Below are 13,158 nucleotides of genomic sequence, written 5' to 3'. Positions count from 1 at the left end.
CTTGAGTTCTCAGACCTCGATCCGCGTGAGGTCTTCGCCGAGCACGACTGGACCTGAATAGTCCCGCCTCACGTCCGCAAGCAGCGCATTCAGCATGGAATCGTCGGTGCGAGGCCGGTGATGGGTCAGCGCGAGCTTCTTGACGCTGGCCTTGGCCGCGACCTTGCCGACCGTGTCGCCGCAGGCGATCGTGAATTTCGCAAGCCGGCGCAGGTGCTCGTTGTCGATCTCCGGCGTGGCGAGGAAGCAGCACTGGACCAGCAGGTCGGCCCCCTCAGCCAACCGCTCGAGACCGGCGCAGGGCACCGTGTCGCCGGAAATTGCGATGACCTTGCCCTCGGCTTCGAAGCGATAGCCGAGACACATCCAGCGCGCGAGGAAGGCCGGCGACATGTCGAGGCCGTCGCCATGCGAGACGAGTTCGGCGCTGATCTTCCAGCGCCCGGTGTTGAGAACGGGGCCCGGTATAATGTCCGTCGCGACGACAGGCTTCCAGCCGCCGAAGCTCGGCTCGCCCTGATCGCGCCAGGCGATGTCCTTGTCGTAGACCTGCGTCACCAGCGTATTGACGAGCCGTTCGGTATCCGGCGGTCCATAGATGTGCAGATCGTCCTTGCGCCCGTGCAACCATGAATTGAGCATCACGTCGTAGAGGTCGCCGATGTGGTCGAAATGGTGATGGGTGAGAAAGACCGTGTTGATGGAGCCGAGCGGCACGCCCGCCTTGCTGAGCTGCACCATGACGCCGCGGCCTGCGTCGATCAGGATATTTTCCTCGCCGAGCCTGATCAGCGTGGTCGTCGCCATGCGGCGCGGGTCCGGGCGCGGGCCGCCGGTGCCGAGCAGGATGACTTCCATGGCGCCACCTCCTGGGGCAGACTTTTCGGGGCGCCACTGTAGATTTGAAGCTCTTGGCGGGGCAAGCGGCCGCGGGATGGGCTTTAGCCCCGCACAACAGCCGCCTGTGCGGGGTTCCCGAACATGATGTCCCGGATGTGAAGTGTGGGCCAATTCATACTTAATTCGGCTAAATCGTGAGCAATGTTGTTTGGGCGCGATAACGCGCCTAGTGTTGCAGCAGGCAATTCGAGGGGGCTCGAACAGTCGTGAATGTACGTTCACAGGACGGCGCGCTCGGCGGCCTGAGTTTCCAGGTTGGCCCGCAAGCACACAGGACATCCAACATCGTGGCTGATTCCGCAGTTCAGGAATTGCGTGTCGCCGGCCGCGAGCGACTGATCGTGGTCGAGGACGATCCGGTGACGCGGACGATGCTGGTCGGTTATTTCAGCGAGAACAATTTCGACGTGGTCGGCGCCGGCTCCTGCGCGGAATGCCGCCAGGCGCTGCGGACGCGGACCGATCTCGTCTTTCTGGACGTGCAACTGCCCGACGGCGACGGTTTCGACCTCGCCAAGGAGATCCAGGCGACCAGCAACGCCGGCATCATTTTCGTCACCCGCCGCGACACCGACGTTGATCGCATCCTCGGCCTTGAGGTCGCGGGCGACCACTACGTCACCAAGCCGATCAATTTGCGCGACCTGCTCGCGCGCGCGCGAAGCGTGTTGCGGCGGCTCTCGATCGACCGCAAGGCGGCGCGCAACCACAATTCGATCGCCTTCGGCGACTGGATCATCGACCTGACGCGGCGCGAGCTGCTCGGCAGCGACGGCAAGCCGGTGGCGCTGACGCGCGCCGAATTCGACCTGCTCGCGGCGCTTGTCGGTGCCGACGGCCGGCCGCTCAGCCGCGACTATCTGATCGAGGTGGTCAGCAACCGCCAGGCCGAGGTCGACATCCGCACGGTCGATGCCCTGGTGGCGAGGCTGCGCCGCAAGCTCGTCGGCAGCGGCACGCCCGTCATCACCACGGTCACCGGCGTCGGCTACAAGCTCGCGCTGAGCGAGCGGCTCTAGACCCGGGCGCAGCACGAAATGGTGCCGGCGGCGCCATCGGGTTCAGCCACTGAAACCGACGAGGAACCGAATCGCGAGAAAGGCTGACAAGGCCACGGCGCCGGTCGCGACGATTGCAAACAAAACTCTCAAACTATTGTGCATGATCCCTATTCAGGTTCGGTTTCAAAGTTCGGTTTCAAAAATGTCGTTCGTCCAACCGCTGCTCGCCTCAAGGGGAATTCTAATTTTATTGGCGTGATGCCACCCGTTTCCACTTGGCTTCGACGCGAGCCTTGATGAGGCGGACCCGGGCTTCCTGTGCTGCCCAATATGCCCTGCTCGCGACCGCCGTGCCTTGACGGTACCGCGCGTAAACGTCCTTCGGCTGTGCCGGTGTCTTTTGGCTGTGTGCTGACTTCTGATTGTGCGCTGACTTCGAGACGGTGGGTGCCGGAGTTGGCGCCGGTGCCACATCTGCGACGGCCGCAGCCTGGTTTCCCACACTCGTCGAATTCATGGAGACAAGACGGTTGCGGGCGCGATGACAATAGACCTGCGAGCGTGGGGTCATGGACTCCTCGTCGTGACCTGCTCGATAGTTCATCAGGGCGCGGCAAAGGTCCCCGCCTGCCAGGCGCCATGCGCGGCTCAGATAGAGAACGCCGTAGTGGATGTTGATATCGGGCTCTGCGAGCTCTGCGTTATTTCCCCGAAATCCGAGCATCGCTGCCGTTTCGGGCCGAACCTGCATGAGGCCGATCTCGCCGACGGTGCCGATGGTGCCCGGATTATATCCGCTTTCAACGAAGACGACGGCCTCCGCGATGTCGGCGGGAAGATCGGTCCTGGCCGTTTCTCTTTCGATAATTTTTCGGATTGCCGCCCGCGAGGCCGGCGTCTCTCCAGCGCCGAGATCTGCATCGTGACCGCCGGCCGCCAACGCCGGCTCCACGCCGTCCTGAGCCTGCACGGAGGTGGATGCCAACCAAAGCACGGCGATCGCAACGTGTGTCCACGTCGCGCGGGCATTGATGTGTGTTCGATCCCGCAGCATGGACCACGTATTATATCTTTCGAGTTAACAACCGATTTTCTGGCGGCCCCGGGGCGCGGTCCGGCTCGGGCGGCCAGCGGCGCCATGAAGCTATCGCGACCGCGAACTCTGGTCGGTTGATGTGCTTGGCGCAGCCCCGGCCAATTTGTCGTCGACCGCATAGAGCGTGCAGGTGGACGACCATTTTGTGCAGGCGCCAAGTGAATCGCGCTGGGCGTCGTCGGCCGTCGCGCGCCCCGAACGCCAGCCGTAACCGCCGTTCGGCGACACCGCAAAAGCCTTGTGCGGCATCGTGCTGGCGAGATAACGCGCGAACTCGGCGCGCGCCGCCTCGCTGAGCTGGCCTGGCGGCGGCAGCGGATCGGGCGGGCTCAGGACCTCGTGGCCGAGACCTCGCTCGCGCAGGAAGGCGTCGAGATATGGCGTCCATTGCGGACGGCTCACGACCGAATAGAGATAGTGGCCATCGTCGCCGTAAGGCGGCGCTGCAACGAACTTCGCGTTGCCGCCATTGGCGCGAAATCCGTCATGGAGGCGGCGCGCGAGGTCGGGACCGAAGTAGGAATCGTTGCTGGCGTAGACCCACAGCATCGGCGCGCGCGCGGTTTTGCCGAACGTGGCGAAGGCCTGCACCAGCCCGTCGGGATTGCAGACGTCGTCATCGTCGCGCGAGCCCCGTCCGCCGGCAAAGCTGATCGCGGCGACGAGACCCGCTGGCGCCTGCGCGGTCAAGGCGACGGTGACGAAGCCGCCGGCGGAATGGCCGGCCGCGATCATGCCTGATGTGGTGACGTCGGCCCTGCGCGCCATCGCCTCGATCGCCGCGCGCAAATCCGCCACCGCGACCGCCGCGGCCGGCAGATAAGCGGCATTGGCGCAGCCGCCGACGCTGTCGACACGCCCGCCGGGCGAGGTGCCGTAGCCGCGCCGCATCACGATCAGCGCGGCAAAGCCGCGCCGGGCATATTCGAGAGCGATGCCGTAATATTTGTGCGCGGACATCGTCGCGCGATCGTCGAAACTGCGCGGCGAGCCGTGGCTGAGCAGTGCCAGCGGATAGCGCTTGGTCCCGGCCGGCCGGACCAGGAACGCCTCTAGCCCCGGCGGTCCGGCCTCGGCCATCGGGATACGCAGATCCTCGGTGTAGAACTCCGCGGCCATCGCATCGGGCGCGATGCCCGCCGTCGCAAGCCAGGCGATCAGAACAACAAACAGCCTCTGAAACAGCGTCATGCCCCGACTCGAATAGCCCCGATCGAAAGACCATAGCATGATCTCAGGAACGGCCGCCCCATCGCGGGTGTTGTGCTCTTGGCGCGGGCTTGGCCGATGCTATGGTATCGCGCAATTCTACGACAGGACGAGGTATATCCAGTGGTCGATGTTCATCCCGCGGCGGGCAAGCAGGCCTCGCCGGACGCGCTCACCAACGTTCCGCGGCTGGTGACGGCCTATTTCGCCGGCAAGCCCGACGTCGCCGACCCTGCGCAGCGAGTCGCGTTCGGCACCTCCGGCCATCGCGGCACCTCGTTCAAGACCAGCTTCAACGAGGGCCATATCCTCGCGACGACGCAGGCAATCTGTGATTACCGACGTGAAAAGGGGCTGACCGGCCCGCTCTTTATCGGCATCGACACCCATGCGCTGGCCGAGCCTGCGCTGGTCAGCGCCGTCGAGGTGTTCGCGGCCAACGGCATCGACGTTATGATCGACAAGGACGGCGGCTATACGCCGACGCCGGTGATCTCGCATGCGATCCTGACCTACAACAAGGGCCGCAGCTCGGGCCTTGCCGACGGCGTCGTCGTCACGCCCTCGCACAATCCGCCCGAGGACGGCGGCTACAAATACAATCCGCCGCATGGCGGGCCGGCCGATACCGACGCGACCTCCGTGATCGAGAAGCGCGCCAATGCCTATCTCGCCGACGGCCTGAAAGGCGTGAACCGCATCGACTACGCGAGGGCACGCAAATCAGCGAACGTCCACGCTTACGACTTCGTCACATCCTATGTCGCCGATCTCGGCAATGTCATCGATCTCGACCTGGTCAAATCCGCCGGCGTCAATATCGGCATCGATCCGCTCGGCGGCGCCGCCGTGCATTACTGGCATCCGATCATCGAGCGCTACGGCCTGAAGGCGACCGTGGTGAACGAGGCGATCGACCCGACCTTCCGCTTCATGACGGTGGACTGGGACGGCAAGATCCGCATGGACTGCTCCTCGCCTTATGCGATGGCGAGCCTGATCGCGATGCGCGACCGCTTCGACGTCGCCTTCGCCAACGACACCGATGCCGATCGGCACGGCATCGTGACGCGCACCGGCGGCCTGATGAACCCGAACCATTATCTCGCGACCGCGATTTCTTACCTGTTCGCGCACCGCCCGAACTGGGGCAAGGACGCCGCGATCGGCAAGACCGTGGTGTCGAGCTCCATCATCGACCGCGTCGCGAAAAAACTCGGCCGTAAGCTGGTCGAGACCCCGGTCGGCTTCAAATGGTTCGTCGATGGCCTGCTCACGGGCGGCTTCGGCTTCGGCGGCGAAGAGAGTGCAGGCGCCTCGTTCCTGCGCCGCGACGGCACGGTGTGGACGACCGACAAGGACGGCATCATCCTCGGCCTGCTCGCGGCCGAGATCATGGCCAAGACCGGCCGCGATCCGAGCCAGCTCTTCAACGACCTCACCGCCGAGTTCGGCGTGCCCCATTACGCCCGCATCGACGTCGCCGCGACCACACCGCAGAAGAACATCCTGAAGTCCGTCACGCCGGAGCAGCTCGGCCTGAAGGATCTCGCTGGCGATCCCGTCCGCGCCACGCTGAGCAAGGCACCCGGCAACGGCCAGCCGTTCGGCGGCATCAAGGTCGAAACCGATTTCGGCTGGTTCGCCGCCAGGCCGTCGGGCACCGAGGACGTCTACAAGATCTACGCGGAGAGCTTTCGCGGCCCCGAGCACCTGAAGGCGATTCAGCAGGAGGCTCAGGCGGGGTTGGCGAAGGTGTTCGGGGCGTAGTCGTCGCGCCAAAGCGCGGCTGCCGCTGCTCAGGGGGGACTCGCCGCATCAACAGCTGTCATCACCCGCGAAGGCGGGTGATCCAGTACGCCGTGCCGCCAGTTGAGTGACCAACGATCGCCGCGGCGTACTGGATTCCCCGCTTTCGCGGGGAATGACGCTTGTATACACCATGCTGAATAAAGGTATTATAATGCGCCATTTTGGCCCTTGAACGATTCCGTCCCTCCGCTATTGTATACATAACGTATCCATAAGCCTTGGGAGTGAGACCGGTGACAAAACCCTTCCCGATGAACGCCTGGTATGCCGCCGCCTGGGACGCCGATGTGAAGCCGGCACTGCTGCCCCGGACGATCTGCGGCAAGCACGTCGTGATGTACCGCAAGGCCGATGGCTCGGTGGCCGCGCTGGACGATGCCTGCTGGCACCGCCTGGTGCCGCTGTCCAAGGGCCGGCTCGAGGGCGACACCGTCGTCTGCGGCTATCACGGCCTGAAGTACAATGCGCAAGGGCGCTGCACCTTCATGCCGTCGCAGGAGACCATCAACCCGTCGGCCTGCGTGCGCGCCTATCCCGTGGTCGAGCGTCACCGCTACATCTGGCTCTGGATGGGCGATCCCGCGCTGGCCGATCCCGCGCTGGTGCCCGACCTGCACTGGAATCACGACCCGGCCTGGGCCGGCGACGGCAAGACCATTCACGTCAATTGCGACTACCGCCTCGTGCTCGACAATCTCATGGACCTCACCCACGAGACGTTCGTGCACGGCTCGTCCATCGGCAACGAGGCGGTCGCGGAGGCGCCGTTCGACGTCACCCATGGCGAGAAGACTGTCACGGTGACGCGCTGGATGCGCGGCATCGAGGCGCCGCCGTTCTGGGCGAAACAACTCGGCAAGTCCGGCCTCGTCGACCGCTGGCAGATCATCCGTTTCGAAGCGCCGTGCACCATTGCCATCGACGTCGGCGTGGCGCCGACCGGCACCGGCGCGCCCGAAGGCGACCGCTCGCAAGGCGTCAACGGCTTCGTGCTCAACACCATCACGCCGGAAACCGAGACGACCTGCCACTATTTCTGGGCCTTCGTGCGTAATTATCAGCTTGGCGAGCAGCGCATCACCTCCGAGATCCGCGAGGGCGTCTCCGGCATCTTCCACGAGGACGAGCTGATCCTCGAGGCGCAGCAGCGCGCGATGGACGAGAACCCGGATCGCATCTTCTACAATCTCAACATCGACGCCGGCGCGATGTGGACGCGCAAGCTGATCGACAAGATGGTGGCAAAGGAAAACCCGCCGCAGCACCTCCAGGCCGCGGAGTAAGCCGACATGGCCGAGCGTGAGGTCGACCGCTCCGTCTCGCAGACGGTGAAGGCGCAGCTCGCGCTGCGCGACCAGCTCCTGTCGGGCTCGTTGCGTCCGGGCGAGCGCATCTCCGAGCTCCAGGCGGTGGAGACGACCGGCGCCTCGCGCACCCCGGTGCGCATGGCGCTGGTGCGGCTGGAGGAGGAGGGCCTCTTGGAGGCGATTCCCTCCGGCGGCTTCATGGTGAAGGCGTTCTCCGAGCGCGACATCTCTGATTCCATCGAGCTGCGCGGCACGCTGGAAGGGCTCGCCGCGCGCTTTGCCGCCGAGCGCGGCGTGTCCGCGCGCGAGCTCGAGCCGCTGAAGGAGTGCCTGGCCGCGATCGACGAATTGCTGCGCCAGGTCCCGATCTCGGTCGATGCGTTCTCGTCCTATGTCACGCTGAACGCGCGCTTTCACGCCCTGCTCACCGAATTGTCGCGAAGCCCGCCGCTGATCCGACAGATCGACCGCGCCTCGTCGCTGCCGTTTGCATCCCCAAGCGGTTTCGTGATGGCGCAGTCCGCGCTGCCCGAAGCGCAGCAGATCCTGATCATCGGGCAGGAGCACCACCGTGTCGTGATCGACGCCATCGAGAACCGCGAAGGCGCGCGCGCCGAGGCGGTCATGCGCGAGCATGCGCGGCTCGCGGTGCGCAATTTGCGGCTTGCGCTGCGCAACCGGACCCATCTCGACCTTCTGCCGGCGCTTGCGCTGATCAAGTCCGCAACCGATTGAGGGGAGTGTCATGCGCTTCATCGAAACCTGGAGTCCGGCGACGCTCGTCTCGACGCGCGATCTCGCGCCGGGCATCCGCGAATTCCTGATCCGGCCGGACCAGTTCGATGGCGCCGCCTATCCGGTCGGCAGCCACATCAATATCAGCGTCACCATCGACGGGCAGCCGGAGACGCGGTCCTATTCGCTGGTCGGGGAAGCCTCGTCGCAGGGTTTAAGGATCGCGGTGCGCCGCGCCGAGGATTCGCGTGGCGGCTCGCGCTATATGTGGTCGTTGCAACCGGGCGCGCGGCTCGACATCACGACGCCCGCCTCGCTGCTCGCGGTCGATTGGGCACGCCAAAACTACTGGTTGATCGCCGGCGGCATCGGCATCACCCCGATCCTCGGTGCCGCGCAGGCGCTGGCGCGGCGCGGCGCCGATATCACGCTGCATTACGCGGTGCGCTCGCGCACGGAGGCCGCCTATCTCGACGATCTCGCCGCAATGCTCGGTGATCGCCTGGTCGTTCACGCCAGCGACGAGGGCAAGCGGCTCGATCTCGACGCCCTGTTCGCCTCGGTGCCCAAGGATGCGCTGGCGCTATTCTGCGGCCCGATGCGGATGCTGGATGCCGCGCGCCACGCCTGGATCGGCGCCGGCCATCCGCTTCCCGATCTGCGCTACGAGACTTTCGGTTCCAGCGGCACGCTGCCGACCGAGACATTTCGCGTGCGCCTGAAAGGCTCCGATGTCGAGCTGGAGATCCCACGCGAGCGCTCGATGCTTGATGTCCTCAACGCCAGCGGCCACGACGTCATGTACGATTGCAAGCGCGGCGAATGCGGCCTCTGCGCCATCGACGTGGTCGCCGTCGATGGCGAGATCGACCATCGCGACGTCTTCTTCAGCGATCATCAGAAGCAAAGCAACCAGAAGATCTGCGCCTGCGTCTCCCGCGCGCGGGGCACCATCACGGTTGACACACTGCTGCGAGCGGATGCGGTCTGAGGGGGGTAGGGCGTCTCCTCATACGCTTACCCCACGAAGGCAGGCCTTGTCGGCTCTGTCTTCGGGGGCCGGCACTCTTGGTCGAGCCGAGACTGCGTCGTCGCCGTAATACTAATATCCGCCGCTGTTACCATTCTGTCACGGATTTGGACGCTGCTTGTGCCCTAGTATTGGATGCCCGTCGTAACTTAAGGCTCCGCGGTTCGCGGGGCGCTTTGCAGTAGCCCGCCACTGGTTGCAAATGCCGCCCAGAGGTTTGCAATGAGATCAAACAAGCCGGGAAGCTGCGTCATCAACTATGCGACAGCGGTGGCTGCTCTCGTGCTTTGCGCTGATGTTTCGCATGCCGACCAGGGCGGTAGCTCATTCTGGTTTCCGGGTCAGTTTGCGAGTCTCGCCGCCATGCAGCAGACACCGGGCTGGGCGCTCAGCGTGATCGATTACCATTCCAGCGTCGCCGCCGCTGGGAGTGCTGCTGCAGCCAAAGAGATCCTGGCCGGCAAAATTCCCGCGAACGTCAATGTTAATTTGAATCTGAGTCTGAGCGGGCGGGCCGATCTGGTCGCCCTTACGCCATCGTATACATTCGCGACGGCGGTGCTTGGCGGTCAGTTGGTCGTAGGCATATCGGGCCAGTACGGCAGAGCTGCCACCAGTATCGCCGGAACGCTGACTGCGATAGCCGGACCGATTGTGGTGACGCGCACCGGAATGCTGGAAGGATCGCTTACCTCCTACGGCGACCTCGCACCGTTCGCGGAACTGCTATGGAACCATGGCGTCGACAATTACATGGCTTACGTCACGGGCAATGCTCCCGTCGGCGACTATGATCCGGCGCGGATTCCCAATATCGGGCTCGGGCACGGTGCGATCGACATTGGGGGCGGCTATACCTATTTCGACCCGGCGGCAGGAAACGAAATCTCGGGCGTCGCCGGCCTGACCTACAATTTCAGGAATCCCGACACCCAGTACCGGAACGGCATCGATTTCCACTTCGACTGGGGCGCATCGCACTACCTCACCAAGCAGCTTTTCGTCGGCATTGTCGGATACGCCTACCAGCAAATCACCGACGATTCCGGCCAGAACCCGATCCTCGGTGGTTTCAGGTCACGCGTTTTCGGTGTCGGTCCGCAAATCGGGTACAGCTTCCCGGTCGCAGACATGCAGGGCTTCCTTGGTCTGAGGGGATACGGCGAATTCGGTGCAGCCAACCGTCCGTCAGGATGGAATACTTGGCTGACGTTCACCATTTCCCCGTCCGCGCCTGCCGCCATAGCACCCACGAAGCATCTGGTTGTGAAATAAACCTCGTGCCAACCGGACGTCGGCTGCTATCGGCAGGTGTCAAATGGGTCAATCGCATCACTTTGGCCGTATGCCGGCCGTTTCTGCTCGCCTACGCCGCGTATGTCGCCCGCAACTTCTTCGGATCGAGCAGCGCCAGGACGCCATCCGCCGACACCGGCCGGCTGATGAGATAACCCTGCACTTCGTCGCAACCGATCTGGCGCAGATATTCGAGCTGGTCGGCGGTCTCGACGCCTTCCGCGACCACGCCGATGCGCAGGTCGCGCGCGAGCCCAATCACGGATTTCACGATCGCGGCGCAGTCCGGCTGCACCAGCATGTCGCGGATAAAGGACTGGTCGATCTTGATGCGGCTGAACGGCAGCTTGCGCAGGTAAGTCAGCGAGGAGAAGCCGGTGCCGAAATCGTCGAGCGCCACGGTGACACCGAGCTCCAGCAGCGCGTTGAGGACCGACGCGGCGGAGGCGTATTTCGACAGCAGCATCGATTCCGTGATCTCGATCTCGAGCCGGTGCGGGGCGATCTTCGCGTCCGCAAGTGCCTGCACGATGATCTGGAGCAGGCCGTTGTTGTGAAACTGCGCGGCCGAGAAATTCACGGCGACCCTGATCTCTTCGGGCCACTCGGCAACCGTCGCGCAGGCGCGGCGGACGACCCACTCGCCGATCTCGTGGATCAGCCCCGTTTCCTCGGCGATCGGAATGAACTCGCTCGGCGGCACCAGCCCGCGCTGGGGATGCTGCCAGCGCAGCAGCGCCTCGAACCCGGTGATGCGGTTGCCGCCGAGGTCGAGAAAGGGCTGAAAGACCAGGAACAGCTCGTCCCTGGCGATGGCGCCTTCCAGATCCGATTGCAGCGCCTTGCGGTCGCGTGACGAGCGGTCGTCGGCCTCCTCGAAGAAACACACCGTGCCGGGTCCGGCCTTCTTGGCGCGGTAGAGCGCGGTGTCGGCGTTCTTCATGATGTCGAGTTGCGTGCTGCCGTCACGCGGCGCCAGCACGATGCCGACGCTGGTCGCGCCGACGATCTGGCGGCCCTCGATCTGGAACGGTTCATCGAAGGCCGCGACGAAGCGCTCGGCGATCCCGAGCGCATCCTCCGGCCGCGCCAGATTGGCCATCACCAGCGCGAATTCGTCGCCGCCGATGCGTGCGACATGCTCGGCCGCGCGGGTGCAGCGTTGCAGGCGGCTTGCGATCTGGACCAGAAACTCGTCGCCGGCGGGATGGCCGAACTTGTCGTTGACCTCCTTGAAACGATCGAGATCGAGCAGAAGGACCGCGAATTCCTCGCCGGACAGAGCGAGCCGTTTCAAGGCTGCATCGAGCATTTCGTTGAACGCGACGCGATTGGGCAGATGGGTCAGCGGGTTCTGCCGCACCGTACGCTCGGCCTCGATCTGCCGCATCACGCGCCGTGCGAACGAGATCGAATTGACGAACACGCTGCGTAGCAGCACCGATCCGTAGACCACCACCAGGAAGGCGATCAGCAGAAACGCCGGATCGCCATTCCTGCCGAGGCAGATCGCGATGCCAGCGAAGATCGGGGCCGTGAATGCGATCGCCGCGATCGGGATCGTGGCGAAGGCCAGCGCGCCCCCCGCCAGCATCCCCGAACAAAGGCAGGTGATGACGAGCTGCCCGCCCGTTGAGGCATTGGCGAAGAATGCGACCGGAACGGTGCCCCAGGCGGCGCCGAGGATGAAAGCATTGCGCACCAGCCGATGCATGGCCCGGCGCGAGACGAATTGCGGTTTGGTGATGCGGCGCGCGGCATGGGATTGCAGGCCGAACGCGATCGCGGCGCCCGCCACGATGGCGGCCCAGATCAAGGCCAGCTTCAAGTCCGGCGAATGCCACAGCGCGACGACGAGCACGCCGGCGTTGCAGGCATTGGCCAGCATGATGCCGACCGAATAGCCGAGCACCAGCGACATCTGTTCGGCGCGGATATGGCCGGCGACGGCTTCGTCGGTTACGGGACCGCCAAAGGCCGACAGATCGCCGGCGAACAGCCGCGCGAAATAGCTGGTCGTTTGAGTCCGCATTCCAGAGCCTAGCAGCATGGGCCGCTTGTCCGGCCCGGTCCGGAGAATTCGCTGCAAACCTTTGACGAACTATGAATTATCTGAGCTTGCGACGATTGCTGTGACCACTTCTGCGCGTTCGTGATATTGTATCGATAACAAATCGATACAAATGCGAGGCGCGGTCGTCATCGTCGTCGCGGCAGGAGCATGCTCACTACCAACTCCGCTGTCATGCCCCGCGAAGGCGCCGCAGCCTATCAAGGAATCACTGCCGTCTCTGGAATACTGGATCGCCCGCCTTCGCGGGCGATGACAGCTGTGCTTTAGGCATCACCGCCCCATCTGCTTCGGATCGTAGTAGAACCGCTCCTCGATCAACTGATCGCCCCGCCAGGTCTGCCATGCGATCTCGTCCAACGTTCGGATGATGCCCTCGGCATTGGTGAAGCTGAATCTCCAGCGCGTGGCGACATGATCCCCTTCGATCAGGCTCGGCCCGATGCGCACCGCCTTGACCTCCCTAGAGGCTGCCAGCACGCCGCGCTCCTTGGCCGCGAGCTTGTCGCGTCCGACCAGAGGTTCGGCTTGGTTTTCATAGGTGGCGGCGTCCGGCGTGTAGTAGTCGAGGATCGCTCCGACGAAATCCCCGTCCTCTAATCGTTTGGCAAAAGCTTCGACGACATCACGGCTCGGCATGGGCGCACCTCACGAGTAAAACCGACTTATAGTCGGTAAATACCGACCGGCGGTCGAAAAGT

General features: G+C 64.2%; 11 protein-coding genes. 6 read left to right on the top strand and 5 right to left on the bottom strand.

Annotated features, from left to right (window positions below; genetic code table 11):
* Positions 1 to 9: 9 nt before the first annotated feature.
* Positions 10 to 858 (bottom strand): MBL fold metallo-hydrolase, encoded by an 849-nt coding sequence (locus ACVIN2_RS11295; protein WP_456765680.1) that lies wholly within the window; start codon positions 856 to 858, stop codon positions 10 to 12.
* 248 nt (positions 859 to 1,106) lie between these two features.
* Here ACVIN2_RS11295 and ACVIN2_RS11290 point away from each other — a divergent pair, with 248 nt between their 5' ends.
* The gene (locus ACVIN2_RS11290; protein ID WP_456765679.1) at positions 1,107 to 1,919 is read left to right on the top strand and encodes a response regulator; all 813 of its coding nucleotides are present in this window, start codon (positions 1,107 to 1,109) and stop codon (positions 1,917 to 1,919) included.
* A gap of 229 nt (positions 1,920 to 2,148) precedes the next feature.
* Here ACVIN2_RS11290 and ACVIN2_RS11285 read toward each other — a convergent pair whose 3' ends face one another.
* Both ACVIN2_RS11285 and ACVIN2_RS11280 read right to left on the bottom strand, forming a co-directional pair.
* A complete protein-coding gene (locus tag ACVIN2_RS11285; RefSeq protein ID WP_456765678.1) occupies positions 2,149 to 2,955 on the bottom strand; it encodes a transglycosylase SLT domain-containing protein in 807 nt (268 codons plus the stop codon).
* A 90-nt stretch (positions 2,956 to 3,045) separates the two neighbouring features.
* On the bottom strand, positions 3,046 to 4,188 hold the full coding sequence (locus ACVIN2_RS11280; protein ID WP_456765677.1) for an alpha/beta hydrolase family protein: 1,143 nt from the start codon (positions 4,186 to 4,188) through the stop codon (positions 3,046 to 3,048).
* Between the two features lie 96 nt (positions 4,189 to 4,284).
* Between ACVIN2_RS11280 and pgm the strand changes: the two genes are divergently transcribed.
* The 5 genes from pgm to ACVIN2_RS11255 all read left to right on the top strand — a co-directional run bounded on the left by pgm (position 4,285) and on the right by ACVIN2_RS11255 (position 10,365).
* The gene (gene pgm, locus ACVIN2_RS11275; protein WP_456765676.1) at positions 4,285 to 5,976 is read left to right on the top strand and encodes a phosphoglucomutase (alpha-D-glucose-1,6-bisphosphate-dependent); all 1,692 of its coding nucleotides are present in this window, start codon (positions 4,285 to 4,287) and stop codon (positions 5,974 to 5,976) included.
* Positions 5,977 to 6,251: 275 nt separating this feature from the next.
* Complete coding sequence (locus ACVIN2_RS11270) at positions 6,252 to 7,301, top strand: aromatic ring-hydroxylating dioxygenase subunit alpha (RefSeq protein WP_456765675.1); 1,050 nt, start codon at positions 6,252 to 6,254, stop codon at positions 7,299 to 7,301.
* Positions 7,302 to 7,307: 6 nt separating this feature from the next.
* Positions 7,308 to 8,060 (top strand): GntR family transcriptional regulator, encoded by a 753-nt coding sequence (locus ACVIN2_RS11265; protein ID WP_007595257.1) that lies wholly within the window; start codon positions 7,308 to 7,310, stop codon positions 8,058 to 8,060.
* A 10-nt stretch (positions 8,061 to 8,070) separates the two neighbouring features.
* Positions 8,071 to 9,051: a PDR/VanB family oxidoreductase gene (locus ACVIN2_RS11260; RefSeq protein ID WP_456765674.1), complete on the top strand. Its 981-nt coding sequence runs from the start codon at positions 8,071 to 8,073 to the stop codon at positions 9,049 to 9,051.
* A 261-nt stretch (positions 9,052 to 9,312) separates the two neighbouring features.
* Positions 9,313 to 10,365: a SphA family protein gene (locus tag ACVIN2_RS11255; protein ID WP_456765673.1), complete on the top strand. Its 1,053-nt coding sequence runs from the start codon at positions 9,313 to 9,315 to the stop codon at positions 10,363 to 10,365.
* A gap of 91 nt (positions 10,366 to 10,456) precedes the next feature.
* On the opposite strand, the gene ACVIN2_RS11250 is transcribed toward ACVIN2_RS11255, so the two are convergent.
* The gene (locus tag ACVIN2_RS11250; RefSeq protein ID WP_456765672.1) at positions 10,457 to 12,418 is read right to left on the bottom strand and encodes a putative bifunctional diguanylate cyclase/phosphodiesterase; all 1,962 of its coding nucleotides are present in this window, start codon (positions 12,416 to 12,418) and stop codon (positions 10,457 to 10,459) included.
* A 312-nt stretch (positions 12,419 to 12,730) separates the two neighbouring features.
* Positions 12,731 to 13,096 carry a nuclear transport factor 2 family protein gene (locus ACVIN2_RS11245; protein WP_456765671.1) on the bottom strand — a complete coding sequence of 122 codons (366 nt, stop codon included), beginning with the start codon at positions 13,094 to 13,096 and terminating at the stop codon, positions 12,731 to 12,733.
* Between the last annotated feature and the right edge of the window lie 62 nt (positions 13,097 to 13,158).

This window comes from Bradyrhizobium sp. USDA 3650, assembly GCF_054057395.1.
The sequence above is the reverse complement of the archived record's forward strand: the minus strand, read 5'-3'. Positions and strand labels throughout refer to the sequence as shown.